Annotated in this window: 15 protein-coding genes; 6 read left to right on the forward strand and 9 right to left on the reverse strand. The window is 40.5% G+C overall.

Annotated elements, in window-relative coordinates:
- Nucleotides 1–18 precede the first annotated feature (18 nt).
- Nucleotides 19–1,320: a DEAD/DEAH box helicase gene (locus NFU46_RS10670; RefSeq protein ID WP_138599447.1), complete on the forward strand. Its 1,302-nt coding sequence runs from the start codon at nt 19–21 to the stop codon at nt 1,318–1,320.
- 209 nt (nt 1,321–1,529) lie between these two features.
- Nucleotides 1,530–3,776, forward strand: a complete 2,247-nt coding sequence (locus tag NFU46_RS10675) for a carbohydrate binding family 9 domain-containing protein (protein WP_251601725.1) — start codon at nt 1,530–1,532, stop codon at nt 3,774–3,776.
- Between the two features lie 31 nt (nt 3,777–3,807).
- On the opposite strand, the gene NFU46_RS10680 is transcribed toward NFU46_RS10675, so the two are convergent.
- The 3 genes from NFU46_RS10680 to NFU46_RS10690 all read right to left on the reverse strand — a co-directional run bounded on the left by NFU46_RS10680 (nt 3,808) and on the right by NFU46_RS10690 (nt 7,133).
- Nucleotides 3,808–4,326, reverse strand: coding sequence for a protein tyrosine phosphatase family protein (locus NFU46_RS10680; protein WP_251601727.1), 519 nt, complete (start codon nt 4,324–4,326; stop codon nt 3,808–3,810).
- Between the two features lie 19 nt (nt 4,327–4,345).
- The gene (locus NFU46_RS10685) at nt 4,346–6,082 is read right to left on the reverse strand and encodes an amidohydrolase (protein ID WP_251601729.1); all 1,737 of its coding nucleotides are present in this window, start codon (nt 6,080–6,082) and stop codon (nt 4,346–4,348) included.
- A 73-nt stretch (nt 6,083–6,155) separates the two neighbouring features.
- Nucleotides 6,156–7,133 (reverse strand): Solitary outer membrane autotransporter beta-barrel domain, encoded by a 978-nt coding sequence (locus NFU46_RS10690; protein ID WP_285835540.1) that lies wholly within the window; start codon nt 7,131–7,133, stop codon nt 6,156–6,158.
- A 273-nt stretch (nt 7,134–7,406) separates the two neighbouring features.
- On the opposite strand from NFU46_RS10690, the gene NFU46_RS10695 reads away from it, so the two are divergent.
- Nucleotides 7,407–8,081 carry an outer membrane beta-barrel protein gene (locus tag NFU46_RS10695; RefSeq protein WP_251601733.1) on the forward strand — a complete coding sequence of 225 codons (675 nt, stop codon included), beginning with the start codon at nt 7,407–7,409 and terminating at the stop codon, nt 8,079–8,081.
- Between the two features lie 122 nt (nt 8,082–8,203).
- Nucleotides 8,204–17,485, forward strand: coding sequence for a tandem-95 repeat protein (locus tag NFU46_RS10700; protein WP_251601735.1), 9,282 nt, complete (start codon nt 8,204–8,206; stop codon nt 17,483–17,485).
- Between the two features lie 52 nt (nt 17,486–17,537).
- Here NFU46_RS10700 and NFU46_RS10705 read toward each other — a convergent pair whose 3' ends face one another.
- The 3 genes from NFU46_RS10705 to NFU46_RS10715 form a co-directional block, all read right to left on the reverse strand.
- Complete coding sequence (locus tag NFU46_RS10705; protein WP_251601737.1) at nt 17,538–19,133, reverse strand: AbgT family transporter; 1,596 nt, start codon at nt 19,131–19,133, stop codon at nt 17,538–17,540.
- Nucleotides 19,134–19,210: 77 nt separating this feature from the next.
- On the reverse strand, nt 19,211–19,510 hold the full coding sequence (locus NFU46_RS10710; RefSeq protein WP_251601739.1) for a hypothetical protein: 300 nt from the start codon (nt 19,508–19,510) through the stop codon (nt 19,211–19,213).
- Nucleotides 19,511–19,517: 7 nt separating this feature from the next.
- Complete coding sequence (locus NFU46_RS10715; RefSeq protein WP_054554528.1) at nt 19,518–19,778, reverse strand: DUF3081 domain-containing protein; 261 nt, start codon at nt 19,776–19,778, stop codon at nt 19,518–19,520.
- 201 nt (nt 19,779–19,979) lie between these two features.
- Here NFU46_RS10715 and NFU46_RS10720 point away from each other — a divergent pair, with 201 nt between their 5' ends.
- Together NFU46_RS10720 and NFU46_RS10725 are read left to right on the forward strand one after the other, a co-directional pair.
- On the forward strand, nt 19,980–20,846 hold the full coding sequence (locus NFU46_RS10720) for a thioredoxin family protein (protein ID WP_285835541.1): 867 nt from the start codon (nt 19,980–19,982) through the stop codon (nt 20,844–20,846).
- Nucleotides 20,847–20,925: 79 nt separating this feature from the next.
- Nucleotides 20,926–22,206: a flavohemoglobin expression-modulating QEGLA motif protein gene (locus NFU46_RS10725; RefSeq protein ID WP_058584118.1), complete on the forward strand. Its 1,281-nt coding sequence runs from the start codon at nt 20,926–20,928 to the stop codon at nt 22,204–22,206.
- 90 nt (nt 22,207–22,296) lie between these two features.
- Here NFU46_RS10725 and NFU46_RS10730 read toward each other — a convergent pair whose 3' ends face one another.
- From NFU46_RS10730 to NFU46_RS10740, 3 genes are all read right to left on the reverse strand, one after another.
- Complete coding sequence (locus NFU46_RS10730) at nt 22,297–23,514, reverse strand: type III PLP-dependent enzyme (protein ID WP_251601741.1); 1,218 nt, start codon at nt 23,512–23,514, stop codon at nt 22,297–22,299.
- A gap of 259 nt (nt 23,515–23,773) precedes the next feature.
- The gene (locus tag NFU46_RS10735) at nt 23,774–24,664 is read right to left on the reverse strand and encodes a transporter substrate-binding domain-containing protein (protein WP_251601743.1); all 891 of its coding nucleotides are present in this window, start codon (nt 24,662–24,664) and stop codon (nt 23,774–23,776) included.
- A gap of 29 nt (nt 24,665–24,693) precedes the next feature.
- Nucleotides 24,694–25,497, reverse strand: coding sequence for a DUF1338 domain-containing protein (locus NFU46_RS10740; protein ID WP_055021080.1), 804 nt, complete (start codon nt 25,495–25,497; stop codon nt 24,694–24,696).
- Nucleotides 25,498–25,523 lie beyond the last annotated feature (26 nt).

Consider the following 25,523-nt stretch of genomic DNA (forward strand, 5'->3'; position numbering starts at 1 on the left):
GGCCGCAGGTTATACAGCATGAATTTTAAATCATTTAGTTTTTCTTCTGAGCTTTTACAGGCATTAGAAGAGCTTAATTTCGAAACGCTTACTCCCGTTCAACGTAGTGCAATTCCTGCGGTAAGAAAAGGCAAAGACGTACTTGTTAGTGCGCAAACAGGCACGGGTAAAACCGCTGCATTTGCTTTACCACTTATCCAAAAATTATCAGAATCAGCGGTTAGTGAAAATAATGCACCAAGCGCATTAGTGCTTGCACCTACTCGCGAGTTAGCTGAGCAAATCGCTAATAATTTTAAAGCGTTTGCAAAATACACTGAACTCAAAACAGTGTGCTTGTTTGGTGGTATCAATTTAGCGGGTCAAGCTAACGATTTGAAAGCGGGTGTTGACATCGTAGTTGCAACGCCAGGTCGCTTACTTGATCATATTCGTTTAGGTAACATCAGCTTAGCTAATGTTAAGCATTTAGTGCTTGATGAAGCTGACCGTATGCTAGACATGGGCTTTATCAGCGATATGCAAACGGTTATTAATGGCTGTGATGAAGCGCGTCAAATCTTGTTGTTCTCTGCCACTTTCCCGGCGGCAATTAAACAATTTGCAAGTAAAGTATTAAAGCAACCTGAAATTATTCGTGTCGATCAAACAAACAGCACCGCAGAAACAGTGCAACACGTTGTTTATCCGGTTGAAGAGCGCCGTAAGCAAGAGCTTTTATCTGAATTGATTGGTAAGAAAAATTGGCAGCAGGTACTTGTTTTCGTAAACATGAAAGAGACTGCTGATGAGCTTGTAAAAGAGCTTAACCTTGATGGTATTCCAGCGGTTGTTTGTCATGGTGATAAAACCCAAGGTAACCGCCGCCGCGCTTTACGCGAGTTTAAAGAAGGTAAAGTTCGCGTGCTGGTCGCAACTGAAGTAGCTGCTCGTGGTATTGATATTGAAGGGTTGCCACGTGTGATCAACATCGATCTACCTTGGCTTGCAGAAGACTACGTGCACCGTATCGGCCGTACAGGTCGTGCTGGTAAGCCGGGCCAAGCAATTTCGTTTGTGAGCCGTGAAGAAGAAAACACTTTATTTGATATAGAAAAGCTAATCGGACAGCGCATCAAGCGTGTTGTTTTACCAGGTTACGAAGTAAGCAGCCGTGAAGTACTGATTGATAAAATTGGTAAAAAGCCGTCGCATTTACGCCGTAGCCGTACAAATAAGGCTTCAGGTCAGGCAACGGGTGAAGCGCGTGCGAAGAATCGTTCACGTATCGCAAATGTTCGCAAATCTTTGAAAGGCAATAAATTAAGCCTTAAAAAGTAATAAACTTCGATAATAAACGTATGAAAAAGCCCCATTGCTGTTTGGCAATAGGGCTTTTTTGGCTCTTTTATTAGTACAAATGGAGTATTTTGTTAAATTTTATGACATAAAGCTGAAAATTAGATTAACAAATGTACCTTACTGAATTACAATCGCTTTGAAATCAGTCAAGTAGCGTTTCTAGCGCGTCAGTGTCTAAATGGATGTTTATGCAGTACTTAAAAAGAATAATAAATAAAATAATCGCCCCTACTTTTTTACTTAGTGTTGCCTGTGTGCCTTTTTCTGCCAATGCATTTGATAAAGCAGAGTTCTCCCTTGCCCATATTAAAGAGTCTATTAGCGTTGATGGTGTGATGGATGAGTCGCATTGGCAATACGCCACAAAAGTACCATTAAAATATCAGAATGAGCCAACCGAAAAAGGCACGCCGCTCGTACAAACCGATGCCTACATGTATGAAGATGGTAAATACTTGTATGTTGGTTTTATTGCAAAAGATAATGACCCTTCGCAAATTCGTGCCGCCCTTCGAGATCGTGATACGCTTTGGCAAGACGACAATGTTGCCTTGATGATTGATACCTTCAATGATGAACGAACCGGCTATGAGTTTTATGTAAACCCTCTTGGTGCGCAAGGCGATATGCGCATGACGGATATTGATGATTGGGTGGAAGATCCATCATGGGATGCCATTTGGGACAGTGCAGGGCAAATAACTGACGATGGCTATGTGGTTGAAATGCGTATTCCATTCACTGCACTTCGCTTTCCAAAAGATCAAACAGAGTTAACGTGGAGTTTTGCAGTTTGGCGAAATTATCCGCGTGATGTGTATTATCAAATGTCGAATGTTGGTTTTGACCGAGATGTAAAATGTAGCTTTTGCCAGTTTGATAAACTCACAGGCTTTGCCAACATGACAGAAAGCCAAAACATTCAGCTTACGCCCACTTTAACGGCGCTTCGCCATGATACCAAAGACGAAGTGCCGGGTGATTGGCAAAATGGTGATATTGATACTGAAGCGGGCTTGGACTTACGTTGGGGGGTAACGCAAGATGCGGTTATTAATGCCACCATTAATCCTGACTTTTCGCAGGTCGAGGCAGATTCACTTGAGCTTGATGTAAATACTACTTACTCAATTTATTATGCTGAAAAGCGTCCATTCTTTTTAGATGGCGCCTCTTACTTTAATACCAGCCAACTAGAGCTTTTATATACGCGAATGATTGCTGAACCTGATGTGGGTTTAAAGTTAACAGGTAAAACCGGCGCGCACAGCTACGGCTTTATGTATGCTGACGATCAGAATACCAGTGTCTTACTTCCGACGAATCAAGGTTCGGGCTTTGCTAATCTGGCAGATAAAACGCAAGCAGTAGCGGGGCGTTATCAGTTTGATATTGGCCAAAAAGGCACAATTGGTGTGATGAGCACCCACCGCGAAAATGATGATTATCATAATACGGTATTATCTTTAGATGGCAGCTACTGGTTTAATCAATCAGATAGTTTGCAGTATCAAGTAGCAACCACAGATACCACTAACTCAGAATTTTTAGTTGATTATTATGGCATTGATAAAAATCAATCAGATCAAGCTTATGCCATTGAATTTACAAGAACTAAGCGTGATTACGAAGTCTATGCTAGCTACGAAAATATAGGTAAAGAATACCGCTCAGATTTGGGTTATCAAGCTAAAGTTGATTACGAGCAAGTACAACTAGGCGGTGGACAAACTTGGTATCGTGATGCTGATGATGCAATCACAGAGTACAGCTACAATGTTGAGTGGGATAAAACATGGGCGCAAAATGGCGAGCTACTCGAAGAAGAATACGATGGCTTTTTTACCTTTAAAGGTAAGATGCAATCACAAACAGAAATTGGCTTTATCCATCGTAATGAGTTTTATGCTGGCGAGTTTTTTAATCAAAACATAGGTTATATCTACGGCGGTTTTAGACCCATTCGTGACATTAGCTTTTTATTGTATGCTCAATATGGCAGTAAAATTGATTACAGTAATGCAGCCTTAGGTACTATGGTTCGCATTGAACCTGAGATGACATGGGATATAAACGATCATTGGCAGGTGCAACTAGAGCACAGCTACAGCTATCTAGATAACGAGCAAAATGAGCGTGTTTATACTGCAAACTTAACGGATCTACGCGTTTATTATAAATTTAATATGCGCTCAATGCTGAAACTCGTTTTACAGTTTGAAGATGTCGATCGGAACAATGAAGCTTATCGATTTGATGTAAGCCAAACTAACCGCGATTATGGTAGTCAGCTAGTGTACTCGTATAAAATTAACTCACAGACACTGTTTTATTTAGGTTATTCTGATAAAGGCTACCAAGATGATTCGTTGAAGAATCTTGAGCGTGATCAGCGTACCTTCTTCACTAAGTTAAGCTATGCATGGCAGCTTTAGCTTAAGCAAAAATAATACATAGTTGGTCAGCTTATAGCTGACCAACTTCTTCGTTTACTTTACTTCTTACCACTCCTTCAAGGCTTTTTAAGCCCCATTGCTTACCAATCTCAACAGCTTCATCAACTGGCTTTTTTAAGGTTATGGCATTGTATAGCGCTACAAGAGCACCGACACGGTTGCTGCTAGCACAGTGCAGTAAGGTGGTTTGCTGTTGGTGCTCATTGAGCAAAGCCTGAAGTTTCGTAGCATTTTCAATGGTAATATCAGCTTTAGATTGCACAGGAATATGGTAATAGTTCATACCAAGCTCAGTGACTAACTCTTGCTCAGACCAATTCGTTTCGTTATCACCGCGAAGGTTGATGATGTTCTCAACACCAAGTTGTTTTAATTTCGCAAAATCAGTTTGACTTGGCTGACCTGACGTTAATACATGCTCAGACTGCGCCTTAAGATTTAAAATATTCAGTTTCGTAGCAGCTGTTTGTGTTGCTAATGCTGAAAATGACAGCAGCGCAGCACATGCCAATTGTATAAACTTATTCATGTTACTCCTTTAAAAGTGTTTAATTTTTGCTGTAAACGGTTTTACCACGGCTAATGGTTTCTAGCACTTGTAAGTTATGTAGCTCTGCAGGCTTGATTTTCAACGGGTTGTTATCAAGGATAATTAAATCTGCTTGCATCCCTTGTTTTAATTGCCCTTTTGAGCTTTCTTCAAAGTGTTGATACGCAGGCCATGTCGTCATTGCTTGCAGTGCAGTATACACAGAAACACGTTGATCTGGGCCTAATACCTGATCTGTACGAGTCGTACGGTTAACCGTTGCATCTAATACACGTAGTGCGTTTGGCAAGGCCACTGGTGCATCATGATGGGTGCTAAACATTAATCCTTGTTTGCGAACCGCATGGGTGGGCGAAATAAAATCGGCACGGGGGTGACCAAGCACCGAATTTACATGCCAGTCGCCCCAATAAAAGGTATGCATTGGGAAGAGCGATGGAAATATGCCTAATTCTTTAAGACGGTTTACTTGATCTTGACGAATTGTTTGCCCATGAATAAGTACGGGACGGCGGTCTTTTTTACCAAGCTTGTTATTGGCATTTTCAACGGCATTTAAAAATTGCTCAATAGCAGCATCACCATTTGCATGTGTCATCACTTGCCAGTCATTGGCAAAGGCCGTTTCAATATACTGATAGGCTTGTTCATCATTAAAAGTAGGGTAGCCTGCATAGCCTTGTTCTTGGCCTTCAGGTGCTTTTAAGTATGGGTGAGATAACCAAGCGGTTTTCCCTTGTGGTGAGCCATCAAAGTTAAGTTTTACACCACCAATACGAAAATGATTTGTGTAGTTTTTACTGTTATAGGGTGAGTCCATAAAACTGCTGCTGGTGGCCATATCGGCATAGGCAACCACATCAATCACGAATTTATCCGCTTTTGATGCCCTTACCATTGAATCATAGGCTTCTTGAGTTGCTCGGCCCTCTTGCGCTGTGGTGTAGCCGTATTTTGTGTAGAGTTTTTGCCCTTCTTGCAGCATTAAATCTTGTAAGTCAGGATCAAAGGACTGCATGAGCTTAAACAGTAAACCAAAGTGCGCGTTTTCTTCGAGCACCCCATTGGGTTCTTGTGAGTTGGCCATACGACGAATTAGCCCACCGTCAGGATTGTCTGTGTTTTCGTCGATGCCGGCCATGGCTAAAGCTTTACTGTTTGCAACACTTAAGTGCCCCGAAGTATGAATGATGATCACTGGCTTTTCTGTACTAACGCGGTCTAAGTCCATTTTTGTTGGGTATCTATCAAGCTCAGCATCATCGTAACCAAAGCCTAAAATTGCCCCCGTTTTTTCAATAAATGTGGTGTAGTCAGGGTTATTTTGTGCGGCAGTGAGAATATTAACAATTTGCTCAACGGTATTGGCATCACCATCTGGACTAGGTACTACATTGGCTACCATGGCTTGCAAACCAACACCATAGACATGGCTATGGCCATCAACAAAGCCTGGCATTAAGGTTTTACCCTGTAAATCAATTAGTTTTGTTTTGCCAAACTTATGCTCAAGGGCTTTAGTTTTATCACCCACAAAGATGATTTTTTCACCTTGGGTAGCGATTGCTTGTGCATATTCTGGTTCATCGCCAGCCATCGTAAGAATATCGCCACCATAATAAATAGCATCTGCAGCACTCACTTGCAGAGGTAGGGTTTTAGCTGTTTGTTCTGGGGTTTTATCGCAAGCCGTTAAGGCAAGTAATGAACAAGCGATTGCGAGGTGATGTTTCATATAAATCTTCCATGAATTTTAACTATGTCTAAGAATATAGTCTGTTTAAAATTTTTATCTTTAAAAAATAGTATTAAATTTCGTTAAAGTACAAGACAATAGCTGCGCCATCGAGGCTACTACCGTTGTGAATGTTGATACCAATGCCAAAGTTGTCAAACCATGACGTCCACTTTCTACTGTCCCATAATAAGCCGATACCATATTCATAAAAGTGATCGGTCCCAAATGCTACGCGACTATCGCCGCCTAAATCGATACGCTGGCCTTTAATGTAAAAAGCTTGCTCAAAAACCCCGATTTTGAACATGTTAAATTTAGCTTTAATACCATTGAGTGTGCGCCATGTTTCGGGTGTTGCATTGCTTATCCCATCAGGGTGAGAGAGTGCCCAGCCATAGTAATAATTAAAATTAAGCTTGTACTCGTAATAGCCCCAATGCCTAGGTAAGCGATAGATCATGGTCGCATTTGGGTTTAACACCAGCGCATTACTGTTGAGGTTGGTGTAAAGATTTTCAGCTAAAGGCTTAAAGTTACGTCTAGACTCAGGAGAGTTATACTCATAGTCATTGTTGTAATGTAAGTAGTGAGTATTAAAGCCAAATTGATATGACCATTTAGAGCCAAGTGCTTTTTCGGCATTAAAACCGAGCATCCCGTTATACACTGTTTCTGAAATATAGTCGTCAGCGACATTCTCATACAGTGAGATAAAATCTGATTGATTTAAATAACTTATTCTGCCGGTTACACTTAGTTGGTGCTGATAAATTGGCTCATCAAGCTGCCAAGTGTAAGGAATACTGTAGAGTTTAAGCTCCTTCCTAAGTGCGATACTGTCTTCATCTTTGTTGGCATGTTGCGGGTCAAACAGTGTTTGTGGATCAAAATCACCAAACCCAAGAGTAATACTGTCACCATCCGTTAAAACTAACGACGTTGCAAATGCGGTTTCGAGTTGCTTGGTTGGATTAGCATAGCTGTTTACACAAAAAATACACGTCATCAATATGCAAACATTTAAACAGCTTATGACATTGTTATTCATTTAAAAAATTAACTCTCGCTCAAAAGTATTGAATACCTAAGTGTTTAAATCTAGCTGTACTAGTTCCTAATTGCTATTCAGATCATACAAAGGTTTTTTCTCAGAACTAATAACAAAGGTTGTCAGAATTTTCACATACCCATCTTGAATCAGAATTTTCTCATTAGAATGGCTAGGATTTTAATCTAATGTAAATGACATGTACAAAGTGGATGTTCGTAATTAACAGTGGATTCGTTGCAATTACAATCAATCTGTTAAAGAGGTCTCACTTTGAAATATTCACACTTTTCCACTAGTCAAAATGGCTTTATTCCTAAGTTTGCGGCAGTCATTCTATTTGCTGGCTCTTTGTTTTGTAGCCAACAGAGTAAAGCAGAGCAAACTTCCTGGTTTGTGTCTGGGCAAATAGGCTCAGCCTCCACAGACATTAGCACAAAAAGCCTAACATCATCACTCAATGATCAAGGGGCCTTGATTGATTCTGTTTCAATTAAAGATTCGGATACAGGTTACCAAGCAGCAATCGGTTATAAATTCAATGCAATCTATTCACTGCAAATTGGTTATGTAGATTTTGGTGAGAGACATTTTAGCTTTACAGGCGAAGTCACCGACTTAGATAGCTTTCATAGCACCATGAAACAAATTTACCCGGAATCAGCAACTGGGCCGCAAATATCACTTTTAGCGTCTTGGCCAATTAGCAAAGAAATATCGTTGACTGGTAAGTTGGGGTATTTAGATTGGCATCAGGATTACCAGTATCAAGCTGATTCTTCACAGCTAGTTAAAGCAAAACGCAGTGGTAGCAGTGTCACCTTTGGCATTGAAGCGAGTTTTGCCCTTTTTAAAAATACCCAGGTTTTTTTAAGTTACGACCATGCAGCGCTTGATGCAACTGATGCTTCGATGCTCTCAATAGGCGCAAGATATTACTACGACTAACTTATTATCGATGTGCGCAAGGGGCGTACATTTTAAATTATCTCAAGGAATAGCTGAGAATCTGAGTAAATCATTTTGATGATATGACTCACAGCTTGAAGTTTCTACAGGAACAATACGTCATGCTATCAACAATTATTAAATACCTATACCTCATAGCGCTTATTGCGCCTATGTCTATATTGGCTATGCCAATAACAATCATTGCACCGAACGAAACTTTTACACTCGATGTTGAGCCAAGTGACAGCATTGAAACGGTAAAAGGGCTTGTTGAGCAGCAGACGAGTATTGCGCAAGCTCGGCAGATTATCACCTTTAATGGAAAAGTATTAGAAAATGGTCGCTCGTTGTCTGATTATAATGTGCAAAAAAATTCAACACTAAATGTAACTAAATCGAATGCAGCGCCTAGCTTTAGTGCTAATAGTCCTTGGCAGCAAGTAGGTTCAATTTCTTCGTCAGTGGGGGATTCGACAAATTTAAACATTACTGTAGATAACAACAATACCCCTTACATTATTTTTAAAAATGGTCAAAGTCAGGCGGTTGTTTATAAGTTTAGCGATACAAATACATGGGAATTAGTAGGAGGAAGTGCGCTTTCAACAGACTCAGCATCTGACACCGATATAGCGTTTGATACAAATAACCAATTATACGCAGCATTCATTTCGGGCACGGGTGGAGCGAAAAAAGTAGTGGTTAAAGAGCTGGTAAATGGTAGTTGGAATGAACTTGGTTCTGATCAAATAACAGGCTCTAACATCAATCATATTGACTTGAAAACAGATAAGAATGGCGTGCTATATCTCGCTTATGATAACTCTTACTCTTATGTAGAAAAATGGGATGGCACGAACTGGGTTAGTGTAGGCTCTCAGGCAAGTGGCGGACGCTCAGAAAGCCCTGAAATAGCATTTAACTCAATGAATGAGCTACATATAGTATCTAGAATAACAGAGCGTATTCCTGCCTTTGTAGAAGTTAGAAAATTTGATGGCGCCAATTGGAACAGTCTAAGCTTAACAGGTTTAAGTGGTCTATCAGGTGTTTATCCTCAAATAGCATTTGATAGTCAAGATACTCCTTACGTCTCTCTTATTAATTCAACGTCAAGCGAGGGCCCAGTTAAGGTACTCGAATTTGTCAATGATAGCTGGTCTGAAGTGGGGGATACTTCAACGTTGGCGGCAATTAAAATCTTGAATCTGTTAATAGATTCAAACGATAAACCTTTAATTGCGTTTAGTGAACAAGCGACTAACGGGAGAGGGCAATTATATATTTATGAAAACAATACATGGAGTTCATTAGGTCAGGTTGCCCCTGCAGATAAAGCGTTTTATTTCGGTATTAGAATGAGAGCTGCAATCGATAGTGCTAATACGTTTTATGCAATTGATACAACGACTGAGATTGGTTCTCCGTTCGTTGTTAAAAAAACATATTCTGCTTTTGAAAACTTCAATAAAAATATTTCAGAAGGCACTACAGGCGAAACCTTACTTAATAATGTGAGTATTGCAGATACTGATAATGATGAGGTCACATTAACTGTAACACTCTCAGATACACAGTTTGGCTCGTTGTCTGGCACAGCAAGCGGCTCAGCATCAATTAGTTATGATGAAAGTACGGGTATCTTAACACTTTCTGGTACTCTAACGGATGTTAATGCGTCAATTGCTAGCATTGTCTTTAATGGCACTGCAAGTGGAGCCGGGGATTTTACTCTTAGTTTTACTGTAAATGATGGAACGGCTTCAAGTTCAACTATCGTTGGTAGTTACTCTGTTAAAGCAGTGAATGATCCTCCTTCAGTTAGTATAAATACAGGGTTAACTGTTAGTGAAGGTGATTCAAAAGTTATTACTAATAGTCTGTTAGCGGCAAACGATAGTGACGACTCTGGTACAGAGCTAACATATACACTTAAATCAGTACCTACTAATGGCAACTTGTTTGTCGATGCCAATGATAATGGCAGCTTAGATTCAGGCGAAGAGCTTGCTATGAATGGTTCATTTACCCAGCAAACACTGGATGATTCGACGCTTTATTATAAGCACAATGGCACTGAAACAAGCTCAGATAGTTTTACGTTTGATCTTGCAGATGGCGGTGAAGATGGGGCCGCAGCTGTTACAAATCAAACTTTCGCTATTACTGTTTCATTAATAAATGATGCACCTATGTTTTCAATAGACCCTACTTGGGAGTATGTAGGTAAGGCTAATTTTACAAATAATAGTGTTGACCGTATTAAACCTGCCTATGATAAAAATGGTATTCTTCATGTGGCATATACTTACCAAAATAATGGTGTTAATTATGTCGAAGTTATGAAGTATTCCAATGACGAATGGGTATCATTGGGCGATACGTACATCGCACAAGCTAGAATTAGCTCTCCTTTAAGTATTTCATTTAATAGTCAGAATATCCCTTATATTGCTTATAACGATGTTGATTATAATGCTACAGTGCAAAAGTATGAGAATGATTCTTGGCAAAAACTTGAGGGCGGACCATTAACTTCAAGTTATGCCTTACATACGGTATTACAGTTTGATAGCGCTGATAATTTATATCTCGCTTTTCAGGACTTAGATGTCAGTTCTAGAGCTATTGGTATTCATAAATGGGATGGTAATAGTTGGTCTATGACGACGATAACGGCTTCCTCCTCACTAAATCTTCATTCCATCAAACTGGCTTTTGACAGCATTAATACGCCTTATATTGCATATAATGGGAACGATGGAACAAATTACTTAAATGTAAAAAAACTTGTTGATAATAACTGGGTGAATGTCGGTTCTGATAATTTTGAAGATCGTGTCACTTTCGTCGATTTAGAAATTCATAACGATGTGCCATACATTGCAATGTCTAGCTCATCTCGCATAGCGTCAGTGAAACTATTCAACGGTAGTGAATGGGTATTAGTTGGTAATAATAATTTCACAGGAGGTGAAGCTTACTCGCCTGATCTTGCATTTGACAGTAACAGTATCCCTCATCTTGCTTTAACTGATGTTGCTAATGAATATCGACTCACGGTAATGAAGTTTTATGAAAATGAGTGGGTTAGTTTAGACAAACAAGGCTTTTCAAATAAGGTTTCTAGAATCCCAGCCTTTGTGATTGACCAAAATGATAATCCTGTTGCCATTTATTCTGATTTAGAAAATGGTGGCAGTATCTCCGTTATAAAATACGAAAAACCTGTATTTGATAGTTATTCTCTGACTGTAGATGAAGACTCAGGTGCAACCTCGTTATTTAAAAGCCTTAAAACTGCTGATGAAGAAGGTGATGATTTAACACTGACAGTTACATTAGGTAATAGCACTTCAGGCGAACTTACTGGTACTGCAAGCTCAGGCGCCACATTAAATTACAGTAGTGAAACTGCAACTTTCACACTCAGTGGATCATTGGAAGATGTTAATGCGAGTTTGGCGAGCATTGCGTTTACGCCTGCGGCTAATTTTTCTGGCTTAATCAGTATAAAATTTGACTTATCAGATGGTAATAGTAGTGCAAAGGCTGTATCTGGCACTATAACAGTGACAGGTATTAATGACACGCCGAGTATCACATCTTCAGCTCCGGTTTGGGCAACTGAAGACTCTGTGTATTCTTATAAGGTGCAGGCAAGTGATGCCGATATGGGTGATACCCTAACATTTAGTGCAATTGGTTTACCTAGTTGGTTAACAATGGATGCTAAATCAGGCGTTTTATCAGGCACACCAACAAATGATGATGTAGGCACGCATTATGTTGCCGTTGTTGTAACAGATGCTTTAAATGAATGGGACAGACAAGATTTTGTTATTAATGTTGCTAATGTAAATGATAAACCCGTTATTACGTCATCGCCTATTACAGTAGCACTTGAAGATGCACAATACAGTTATACTGTGACAGCGTCAGATGTTGATTCTGGTGATAGTCTTTCTTACACAGTGTCCTCTGCTCAGGGCCTGCCTAGCTGGTTAAGCTATGATCCTGTTACACGCACCCTAACCGGCATTCCTACTAATGATGATGTAGGGACATATAGCATTACCGTTGTTGTTACTGATACTAGCTCTGAAGAAGCCAGACAATTATTTACACTGACTGTTACAAACGTAAATGACGCGCCTGTTATTTCATCAACACCTATTACAACTGCAACTGAGGACAGCGTTTATAACTATACTGTTAGTGCAACAGATGTAGATAAAGGCGATACGCTAATTTATTCAGCCAAGACGCTTCCGAATTGGTTAAGCATAGATGCTGCGACCGGTTTAGTTACTGGTACACCAAGTAATGATGATGTAGGCATTCATACGGTTAGTTTAACAGTTACTGATAGTGCAAAAGAAACAGATTCTCAGCTGTTCTCTATTACTGTTGAGAATGTAAATGATGCCCCTGTGTTTTCATCTACGCCGATTACAACTGCAACCGAAGATGAGTTATATAGCTATACCGCTTCAGCAACGGATGATGATGCTGGAGATACTCTTTCTTATACTGCGCTGGACATGCCTAGCTGGTTAACTTTTGACGATGCAACGCGTACCTTAACCGGCACACCAACTAATGATGATGTAGGCACGTATAATATTACGCTTGTTGTAACAGATGCGAGTAAAGAGGAGACAAAACAGGAGTTTATCCTGAATGTTGTGAATGTTAATGATGTACCAGATGTGCATGATGACACAGCAATTGTTGATGAAGATAACAGTGTTGCTATTAATATTTTAGCGAACGATTCAGATGTTGATAATGATCTAAACCCTGCCAGTGTTCGGGTAGTGACAGCGCCAATGCTTGGTAAAACAAGCTTAAATACTGCGAATGGGGTTATTACCTATACGCCGAATGAAAATGTTAATGGCTCTGATTCTTTCACTTATACCGTCGATGATTTAGAAAATGGGCGCTCAGCTATTGCGACTGTTTCTATTACTATCAATCCGGTTAATGATGCACCATTTGCTAAAATTGATACGGCCATAACTGAAGAAGACATGGCAATTGAAATTGATGTCGCACTAAACGATTCAGATTTAGATGAAGGTGATTCACTCGATTTATCTAGTCTAGAAGTTGTCACTGCGCCAGAAAATGGTAAGGCGAGTGTGCAAAACAAGCGTATTCTTTATACTCCAAATGCCGACTTTAATGGCAATGACACATTTACATATCGTGTGGCAGATGAATCTGGAGCCATGTCTAATCAGGCCAGTGTAATGGTCACAGTCGGTGAAGTTAATGATGCGCCAATCGCATCAAACGATACAGCTGAGCTTGATGAAGATGCCTCGATTGAGCTGTCGATTTTAGACAATGACCTTGATGTAGATAGCGATTTAACTATTGACAATGTGACTATTGCCCAAGCACCAGCACACGGTAAAGTCAGCATTAATAGTGCATCAGGAACCATCAGTTATAAACCAAACGCAGATTTCTTTGGCAGCGATAGCTTTACTTATAGCGTGAAAGATGACCAATCATTAATCTCAAATATCGCTGTAGTGAAATTAACCGTGAATAGTGTGAATGATGCGCCAGTGGCTAATAATGATGTTGCACAATTGCTCGAAGATACAGCTCATAGCATTAACGTATTGGGTAACGACTTAGATGTAGATGGTTCGCTTGATAAATCAAGCCTTGAGGTTGTGACTGAGCCAGAACATGGTAGTACACAAATTGTTGACGGCATGATCAGCTATACGCCTAATGCTAATAGCAATGGTGAAGATAGCTTTAGTTATCGTGTTAAAGATGATTTGGGTGTTTGGTCAAATAATGCAAATGTATTCATCACTGTAACAGCTGTGAATGATGCACCGCTAGCAAATAATGATGTAATACAAATTGATGAAGATGAGAGCGTTATCATCGATGTAACAGGCAATGATTCTGATGTCGATGGTAGCATCGATGAGGACTCAGTTAAGGTTGTTACTGAACCTGCATTTGGTAACGTTATCAATAATGTAGATGGTACAGTTAGTTATACCCCAGTTAGTAATTACGTCGGCTTTGATAGCTTTACTTACTCAGTACTTGATAATGAAGGTGCAGAGTCAAATACGGCATCAGTGACTATTACCGTACTCGCTGTAAATGATGCGCCAATGATTGAGTCAGCGCCAGTCACTTCGGCGACACAAGATGAAGCGTATAGCTATGTACTTATTATCAATGATGTAGACAGTGCTGATAGCTATAAACTAAGTGCTACCGAACTGCCAAGCTGGCTTGACTTTAATCCTGCGACAGGTGAGCTAAGTGGTACACCAAGTAATGATGATGTGGGTACTCATGCTGTTACTTTATTAGTAACAGATGCTGAAGGGTTAACTGATACACAAACCTTTGTTATCACAGTGGCCGATGTTAATGATGAAGCAACAGGTGGTATCAGTATCAGTGGTGAGGCAAAACAAGGTGAAACCCTGCGTGTTGAGTCAACCATTGACGATCCAGATGGATTGGGTGAATTTACTTACCAATGGATGCGCAATGGGGTGTTAATTACAGGCGCAACACTGTCAGAATACATGCTAACCGATGCTGATATCGGTGCGACGATTACTGTTGTCGTAACCTATGTTGATGGCAATGGTAATACTGAGACCTTTACGTCAGGTGCTACTAGCCCTGTAATTATCAGTAACGTTGCGCCTGTGGCTATTGGTGAGCAATTCAGTACCGATGAAGACGAGAGCATCACCTTTACACTCGGATACTTTGATGAGAATGGTGATGAGCTGACTTTCAATCTAGTCACACCGGTTAGCAATGGTACGTTAACGATGGATTCTAATCGTTTTATGTATCAACCAAATACAGATTTTAGTGGCTCTGATAGCTTTACTTATAGCGTCTCTGATAGTGTTTTAACTTCTGAGTTAGCAACAGTCACTATTGTGGTGAACCCAGTTAATGATGCACCTGTTGCTACACCAGATAACTTTACGGTTAATGCAGACTTAAATGAGTATGTCGTACTTGATGTGTTAGCGAACGACATTGATGTTGATGGTGATGCACTAACATTAGTTAAAGCGCTTGCAAGTGTTGGCAGTATTCGAATTGTTGATAATAAGCTGGAATATTTACCGCCTGTTGGTTTAAACGCCGATGTGACTATTACTTATCAAATTAAAGATGCAAGTGGTGAAGTTGTAGATGTGACACTTATTATTAAAGTGGTATCAACGGTGTCTGATATAACTATCACTGCGCCTGAAGATAAAACAATCGCATCAGAAGGACTGTTCACTAAAGTGAATATGGGAACGGCTGTTGCATTGGATTCACTAGGTAACCCAGTTCGAGTTACGGCAAGCTCGAAAGGCTTCTTTGCATCGGGAACACATACCGTTGTTTGGAGTGCAGGTGAAGGGAGCGACCAAGTTACAGCAACGCAATTGATCCATGTAATCCCGCAAGTTAACTTCAGTAAAGATCAAACTGCAACAGAGGGAACAAGTGTCATAATTAAAGCGATTCTTAATGGTGATGCAGTAACTTACCCAGTAATTGTGCCATTTACAGTCTCGGGTGATGCAATTACAGGAGACGATCATGACTTATCTGAAGGTGAGTTCACCTTTAAACAAGGTCAGCGCGAAGCCATGTTGATCGTGAACCTTATTGAAGATGACGTACCAGAAAATACAGAAACATTAACTGTGCATTTTCAAGAACCTAAGAATGCAGTTGTGGGTCCTTTAGGTTCCCATACACTGACAATTGCAGAGGGGAATGTTGCGCCAAGCGTAGAATTATTTGCAGCTCAGCAAGGTATGAGTACACGTCTTATTGATAAACAAGCTGGTGAAGTAACTATCAGTGCACTTGTAACAGATGCAAACCTAGCCGATACCCATGTATTTGATTGGCAAGTGTCCGATGAAGCAATCATTGATGCTGATTCAATTGATGACCAATTTAGCTTTGACCCAAGCGTACTCGCTGAAGGTGTTTATGAATTTATGGTTACTGTTGATGACGGTGACAAGACTGGCACAGTCAAGCTTTCACTGACAGTGCTTGATTCATTGCCTGAGTTAGCAGCCATTGATTCAGACTTTGATGGGATTAATGATGATGAAGAAGGTTACGCCGACAGTGATAACGACGGTATTCCAGATTATCTTGATGCAAGCTCGCTTGCTAGCAATGTTGTTCAAGAAAAGCTGATTGAAAGTGAATTTTTCTTGATGGAGACAGAGCCAGGACTTCATTTGAGCTTAGGTAACGTTGCTTTTAAAGCCTCTGGTAGTAATACCGGTATTACTGAAGACGATGCCGTGAAGTATGGACATAACGGATTAGGTGCGAATGCTGACGATGGGTTTGACTATATAAGCGGCGTATTTGATTTCAATGTAAATGAAATTCCGGTTGCAGGTCAGTCTGTGAGCATAGTGATAGCACAGTTTAGTCCAATTCCAAGCAATGCTATCTATCGTAAACTGATGCCAACTGGCTGGACTGAATTTGTAGTCGATAGTCGTAATAGTATTGCATCAGCGCCAGGCGCTGAAGGGTTCTGCCCACCTCCACAGGATGAACAGTACACACAAGGGCTTAGTGAAGGCCACTGGTGTGTGCAGCTGACTATTGAAGATGGTGGTCCAAATGATGCTGATGGCCAAGTTAATCGTGCGATTGAAGATCCAAGTGGTATTGCAACTTTAGATACAAATAACAGCCAGCCAGTCGCAATGGATGATGTTATGACGGTAAAACGTAATATCAGCGCTTACCTTGATGTATTAGCTAATGATACAGATGCAGATGGTGATTTATTAACGCTCACGTCGGCAACTGTTGATATTGGTGAAGTGAGTATTATTAATAATGAACTGCACTTTAATCCACAAGCTGAACATCTAGGTACAGCTACAATAAGCTATGGTGTATCTGATGGAAATGGCGGCTCAGCATTTGCAACTGTGACCGTTGAGGTTGTTGAAAACACAGCACCACAAGTGAGTGCAATTATTGATGTTACAACAGATGATCAAAACCCAGTTAACATCGACATACTGGCCAATGTTACTGATGATGATAATAATGATTTCACTATTATTTCTGCATCAGCTGATACTGGGACGGTTGTCATCAATGATGATGGCACTATTACGTATACACCAAATGTCGGCTTTGATGGCACTGACACAGTGACCTTTATTATCTCTGATGGTGATGGCGGAACAACCCAAGGGCAGTTTAATGTGGTTGTTAAAGCCTATAAACAAGTGAGTGTTGAGCATAAAACAAGTGGGGGGGCGCTACCTCTGAGCTTAATCTCATTGTTGTTACTGCTAATGTTTATTAGATGCTATCAGTATCGGGCTCGCTGTTAAAAAGCAAAAAGCCAAGCATTAGCTTGGCTTTTTTACATCTTTAAGAAAAAGATTAAGGCTGATAATAAATCGGTGATTCAGGGCCAACTGGGAAGCCCAGAACAAATACCCATAAGTAGAATAACGCAACCCAACCAACAAAGAAGATCATGCTGTAAGGAAGCATGGTCGCAACCAATGTACCAATCCCCATGTCTTTCTTATACTTAGTCGCAACAGCCAGTATCAAGCCAAAGTAACTCATCATTGGGGTGATAAGGTTAGTAACCGAGTCACCAATTCGGTACGCCGCTTGAATAGTCTCTGGCGCATAGCCGATGAGCATTAACATTGGCACGAAGATAGGTGCCGTTACAGCCCATTGTGCAGATGAAGAGCCCAAGCTTAAGTTTACTAATGCACACATTAAAATGAAGAGCACAAATACTTCTGGGCCAGTTAGGTTTAATGCTTGCAAAAGAGCTGCACCGTTAATGGCTAAAATTGTGCCTAGGTTGGTCCATTTAAAGAAGGCAACGAACTGTGCAGCAAAGAAAACCAGCACAATATACATCCCCATCGAGCTCATGCTTTTACTCATGGCATCGATGACATCTTTATCGTTTTTCATGGTGCCAACAACGCGGCCGTAAACAAAACCTGGAATACCAAAAGTTACAAAGATAAAGACCACAATGCCTTTTAAAAATGGTGAATGTGCAACAAGGCCCGTTTCTGGGTTACGCAAAATGCCGTCTTCAGGAACAATTGTCCAAGCAAGTAATAATGAAACCACTAACAGTGACACACCCGCCCACTTAAGACCTGACTTTTCTTTATCAGTTAGCCCTGCAATGTCATTTTTAGGTAAATCATTGCTTGCTTCATCTGGGTTGTATTTGCCAAGGCGTGGCTCAACGATTTTCTCGGTAACGAACGTGCCTAAAATGGCAATTAAAAATACTGAGATCATCATGAAATACCAGTTTGCTTCAGCGCCAACTTGGTAGTTCGGATCAATCATTTGTGCTGCTGGCGTGGTGATACCTGCAAGTAGCGGGTCAATGGTGCCGAGTAATAAGTTGGCACTGTAACCACCTGAAACGCCGGCAAATGCCGCAGCAAGACCGGCAAGAGGGTGACGACCAAGACTGTGGAATATCATTGCTGCTAATGGGATTAGTACGACGTAGCCAAGTTCTGATGCCGTATTTGATAAAATCGCAGCAAACACCACCATAAAAGTAACTAAACGCTTTGATGCGCCCATTACCATGCCGCGCATAGCAGCAGAGAGTAAACCAGAGTGCTCTGCAACACTAACACCTAATAGAGCAACCAGTACTGTACCAAGTGGTGCAAAACTGGTGAAGTTCGTAACAAGGCCAGTAACGATGCGCTGCAGGCCTTCGGCGCTAAGTAGGCTGACAACTTCAATAACCCCATCAGGGTCTCGACCTGCAGCGCCTTCAGGGCGTGGGTCAATAGCACTTAAACCATACCAATCGGCAATGCCGCTAAAAACTATAATGGCAACGCAGAACATTGCAAATAAAGTGATAGGGTGGGGGAGCATATTACCCAAAAATTCAACAGTGGCTAAAAATCGGTTAAATAACCCATTGTTACCACCCTCATGGGTGTTGTGAGAGTTTATAGCTTTTGACATGTCCAGTTCTCATTATTTCAAAATGGCGCTAACCTAGCATTTTTTACCGAACAGATCATGTTTTAGCGGTGGGATATCTAATAGGTACGTTCCAATACGCCCTTATATAGCAAGGGGTAGCGGCGCAAACGTTTGCCAATGTAATCATCGGCTAAAATTTGCGCACAGATTTGATCTACATCGTTAGTTGCTTCAAATACCCAATCAAAACGCTCAATAGCAAGCAAAAAGCCACGCTTGAGGAACTGTTGTTCGCGATAGTAGCTAAGGTTTTCGCGAATAATATCTAACTTACCTGGGTTAGATTTTAGTTCATTAATAACTTGGTTGATAAATGCCTGCTGTTGATTTGATTCAGCTTTCACCCGTCGTTTCATTACTTCTCTACAGTTCCTGTTCTGCGATATAAAGCACTTTCTTTAAAAAGTCTTCTTTGTTCTTTTCATGTTGATAGTCAAGGTGATAGGTATTATGAAAGCCAAAGCGCAGTAACACACCACTGCCTTTTAGATATACCGTATAACCATCGATATCCGAAAAAGCGCAAATACCCTCATAAAGCTTTCCATCTTCATGATCTTCGCCGTGTTGAATGATTTTTTCATACACAGATAGAATTAATTTACCGTCTAGCTCATTTTTCATGATGACTCCTTTTTGAAGTAATACGTTTCAGATCTATAAAAAGTTTAGTGCTATTTTATGCAGGTATTAAACGTGCTGTGTGTTTTTAAAACCTTACTTTGCGATAAATCACTAAAATCACATTTAGATAGCCGATGTCGAAAATTTACAATATTTTCTCTTACCTTAAACTTAAGATAGATTTTATTTGAGGGACACACAATGAAATATAAGTTTATACCCCTGATACTACTAACAGGCTTGTTGCTTGTAAGCAAAAGCATATCAGCAAATACAGCTCCCCTGATGTTAGAAAATGAAGCGGGGCAAATAGTTAAACTTGACAGTTACTTAGGCAAGAAACCCGTTTACTTAAAGTTTTGGGCGACTTGGTGCAAGCCATGTATGGAGCAAATGCCACATTTTCAGCATGCTTATGAGCAGTATGGCGATAAAATTCAATTTTTGGCTATTAATATTGACCTTAATGATGATGCACACGCTGTTGCTAAGGTTAAAGAGCGCTTTTCGCTCACTATGCCACTATTTACTGATCACACAGCCCAGGTTGCTAAACATTATGAATTTATGGGCACCCCGTTTCATGTGTTGATCGATAGTGATAAAAAGGTGATTTTTCAAGGTCACGAAGCTGATAAACCGCTTGATAACACATTACGTTTGTTATCACACAATGGCAAAGTTGATAAAGCGCGCTTACTAGGCGAAAAGCAAGGCCAAGCGACTCCTTTGGTAATTCCGAACAAAGGTAAAAAAGCCGTGCTGTTCACCGCTACGTGGTGCGACTGGTACTTAGCCGACACGCGCCCTGCAATGGCAAAACAGTGTGTACTAGCGCAGCAACACGTTAATAAGCTGGTAGAGCAAGGAGTTAATGTCGAGGTTAAAGTGAGTCAGCTGTGGACTGATCAAAGTGCAGTGCAAGAATATGTTGATAAATTCGCTGTAACCATGCCGGTTTCAATCGATTATGGTAATGATTTATTTATCGAAAATAGTATTAATTCGGTACCCAGTTTACTTCTCTACAACGATGGAAAATTAGTTTCTAAGCACGCTGAATTTTAGCTCAAAACCGCTTAATTTTACTTTGTTATTATGCAAATTTAGCCTATGCTCAAGGCTCATTTTACAGTGAGCCTAGAGCATGATAGATAAGGCATTATTAGCAAAAACACGCGAGTTATCTGACCGATTAATCGCATTGCAAACACCCATTCGTATTCTTGATGCGATCAACTGGGATAAACAAATCAAAGAAGAGTTTTTTAAGCATAAATGCCAAAAGAACCCAACGGTTGATCAAGCCTATTACCAACAGCGTGATCTTGGTTTTGTACCAAGCGAGTTGCGCCGCGCGTTTTCTGATTTAAATCGCGATATCATCAGCCAGTTAGGGCAGCTAAATCCTATTGCCCAATACATGAGCAAGATGTGTACTGAATATAAAACCGTACTTAGTATGATTGAATATCGTGGTACCCCAGAGTTTCATGATTTGTCAGTTGAGCTGTTCGGTCATCCCAAGGATTTATTCCATGCAGGAGAGCCTTCACTTTCTGAGCTTGCAACCATGCTTGAGCAGCCGCTAAAGAGTATGCTTGATGCGGATATTTTACCGGACGATCCAAAAAACATAGATGCACAAGATGCCGTGAAAATTCTAGCATCACAAGTGGCTCAAACGATGCCGGGTATCGATGTTGAGGTTATTCTGAGCGACGGTATTGTGAGTGATGCTGCGGCAGGTGCAAATAATATTAAACTTAATCAAGATGTTAAATTCTCTCAAAGAGAGCTAGATATTCTAGAGGTGCATGAAGGCTGGATCCATGTCGGGACCACGCAAAACGGTCTTGCTCAGCCCTATTTAACCTGTTTAAGTAAAGGCACACCGAGCTCTACAGTGACCCAAGAGGGCCTTGCTGTATTGACCGAAATTATTACTTTAAAGTCGACGCCACGACGTTTAGCAAAATTAGTGAACCGTATTCAAGGTATTACTAAGGTTATTGATGGCGCGGAGTTCGTTGATATTTATCGTGATTATGTAGCGCAAGGTTTGAGTAAAGACGACAGTTATACGCTTACTCAGCGGGTGTTTAGAGGCAGTACAGCAACAGGCTTACCTTTTACCAAAGATATCGCCTACATCAAAGGTTTCGTGTTGGTGTATAACCTTATACGAGTTGCCATTCAGTTAGGTCGAATTGATCAATTGCACTTGTTATTGGTCGGTAAAATCTCAATTGATGATTTTAGACTGATATCGCAATTACATGATTTAGGTGTGATTGAAGACCCTAAATTTATTCCACCACACTTTAAAGACTTACGAGGCCTAGCAACCTGGCTAAGCTTTGGTCGTTTTATTGGTAACTTGTCGTTTGAACAATTAGAAAACGATTACAAACCACTCTTTCTTTAAACAAAGAAATAAAAAAATGCAGCTGGAATGAGCAGCTGCATTTTAAGAGTTAAAGCATGTTGCCTTACATGCTTTTAGTCGAGGAAACGATTAACCGGTGAGTGCGTCAACATGAACTACATCATTCAGTACGATAACTTCTGCACGTTTGAAGAAGTTAAAATCTGTTGCGGTTGCTAATGTGTAAGCACCCATCATACGGCTGATGATTAAATCACCATTGTTTAATTTTGGTAGCATAATTGACTCACTTACTACGTCGATGCTATCGCAAGTCGGGCCTGCTAACACTGACTCTACGCGCTCGTTTGATTGCTTTAACGAGTCGATAGGGTATGAAGCTTCATCAAACAATAAACCACTGAATGAGCCGTAAATTCCATCATCTAAGTAGTACCATGGCTTGCCATCACGTACTGCTTGACCCATTACTGATGCAACACTGGTTACAGCACTGGCTACAATAAAGCGACCTGGTTCAGCAATTACGCGAACTGTCTCTGGTAACTGTGCTAAGGCATCATTAATAGGCGCACAAAACTCATCAATTGGCAGCACATCTTTGTTGTAAGGCACTGGGAAACCACCGCCAATATCAAGCGTACTAAGCGCAGGTAATCCTAATGCGGCAACGTCGTTAATCACTTGGTTACATGCAGCAATGGCAGTTACATATTTAGTTGGACTTGCTGTTTGCGAACCAACATGGAACGACAACCCTTTGATACGAATACCTAATTGTTGTGCGTAGCTAATGATTTCAATGGCCATTGCTGGGCTGCAACCAAATTTTTTCGATAAATCTGCGAAAGCTTCCGCATTACGAAAACTTAAGCGAACAAGTAACTCAACCTGGTCTTTGTATGCAATGAACTTTTCTAGTTCGTTGATGTTATCAACCACAAACACATTACAACCGTATTCAAGTGCATCACGGATATCACGATCTCGTTTGATAGGGTGCGTGTGAATTGTACGATCACTAGGTACGCCTTGGCTGGCGACTAAGTCAACTTCGCCGCTGGTTGCTAAATCAAAGCTGGCACCTTCTTCTAAAAGCGTACGAACAACCGCAGGATGAGGAAGTGGCTTTAACGCAAAGTGTAAAGCAACGCCAGGTAAAGCATGGCTTAATGCACGGTATTGGTGACGAACAGATTCACAATCTAGCACCATTAATGGCGCGCCATGTTGTGCAACAAGTTGCTCAATAAATTGGTTTGATGGTTGTGCGACTGGTTCGTTTGCAGCAACCGACGCTGCAGGTACTTTGATTGTTAAGTCTTGTGTAAGTGTTGAAATAGCCATTTTACTCTCCGGCAATTAAGCAACTGCTCGGAAAAAATGGAAGTCCGAGTCAGTTGAGTGTTATTAAGCGCACAGTATGTTCCGTGCAATCAAATACACTCTTGGATAGTTGCTCTATCGCCTTGCTACAAACAGGGTTTGTAATGTACTCGGATTGGCTATCATCAAGAAGCGGCGAGATAATAGATCTGCTTTTTTATTTGCGCAAGTATTTTTTAAATATTTTTTGAATTAATTTTGTACAGTAATTAATAGTCACTTAGTTACTGTTTTCAAAGCGTATTCCGTAGCTTTTTGAATAAAGATCAAGCATGGCTTTTGCGTCATCGGGGTGATTACTTTGGTTGTGTAATTGCTGAATATAGGCAGCCATTTCTGCACTTTTCATATATTCATCGATAAGTGCAATGGCACGATAACCCGCAGCGGTTTTACTGCAGGTAAAAAAGCCATTAATAAATTGAGGGTATTCTTTTATCGTTCGTGAGCTGATCAACTTTAATTGCTTCGCGTCTAGGTGCGAATATAAAGACTCTCGATACGCAACGATATAATCAATACGACGATTTAGTAGTAACTTACTTAATTGTAGAAACGGGTTTTCACCATAGATGTGAGCTATTTTCGTATTATGCTTTTCAAAAATAGGGTCCAGTTGTTGGTAGCTTGTAGAGCCTATAACACCAAAAATTTGTTTATTTGCTAAAAGGCTTTCAACGGATGCAGAAGATGGAATGTTGTCGATATTCGGCTTTAAAGCGAACAGTTGTCTTTGCATGTGCATATAAGTAGGCACGTTTGAAAACAACATGTTTTTAGTTCGTTCGGGTGTCTTAATCGCATTGTAAGTGCAACTCGTTTTTTCGCTTGCTAGGCGTTTCATTACCCGAGCGTGATTAGTGAATTGGACACTTAGCTGAAATTCATCACTTAACGCAGGTTCAATCACTTTATCAAAGTGTTGATTTATGTTCTTTTCGTCATACTCATTCGCAAAATAGGAAGGAGTTAGAATAGTTAAAGCACTCTTTTCATTGGCTTTAACAGTTATACTAATAAATGTTACAACAAGTACTAAAGGAAGGTTAAATACCCAAGCCATTTGATAAAAAAAACGATTTTTTTGATAGTTAAACGCTAGTTTTTTCATAATGACCTGAGTATTAAAATATAACTTACTTATCGAGCATTGGTGCTCTCAAAAATTTTGTCAGCTGATGCTGCCACAAAACCTGTGTATAGCTCGCCATCTGGTTTTGCGTAACGCAGAGCGAACTCATAAAAACAACTCGGAACGGCAACAACACCATCGCTAAATTCAACTTCGCTGTCATCAGCAAGAGTCGAAGATTGCTCGAGTAATACTTCTGGTGAACCTTTGATCTCGCCGCCAGATGTATTTAGCGCAAAACCTGCATCTTTAAGTGCTTGGTTTACACTTTCGATATCATCGAATTTAGCCAATTCATTGATGCTCACGGTAAAGTGATTAGCACGGTAACCCCATGCTGACATCCATGCAGCGTATTCGCTTTCTGCTAGCAGCTTTTTGTAAGTGTCTGAACTTACTTGCCAGTGTGTACCTGAATATAGGAAATTATCCGCTGTTACAGCGTCTTCGTCAATCTGTTCAACCATGTCGTTAACGATAGCTTGTAATTCTTCTGAGCATTGCTCAACAAGTAATTCAGAAATGAAAACTTTAGGTTGCTTAGGATCTGAATGTTCGAAGTGCTTTGCGTATAGTTTTTTCGCTTCGAAATGGTACTCGCCGCATTCTTTGTAGCCAACTGCTAAAAAGTGCGCAGCTAGTTTTTCTAAACCGATTTTTTCATGGTTAAAAGTACGTAGTGCGATGTGGTCGTTAATCACGTCATCTTTTTGTGTTGAGCCAAGTAACTCATGTACTTTTACTGCCGATGGCGTAACTGATAAATAGTTGTCCCATAGGTTTTCAAATAGGGCGTTTACATCTGTGTGCATGTTTAATTCCTTCAATTAAGGCGACG

Origin of the sequence: Pseudoalteromonas sp. NCCP-2140 (assembly GCF_023708065.1) — a bacterium.
GTDB lineage: Bacteria > Pseudomonadota > Gammaproteobacteria > Enterobacterales > Alteromonadaceae > Pseudoalteromonas.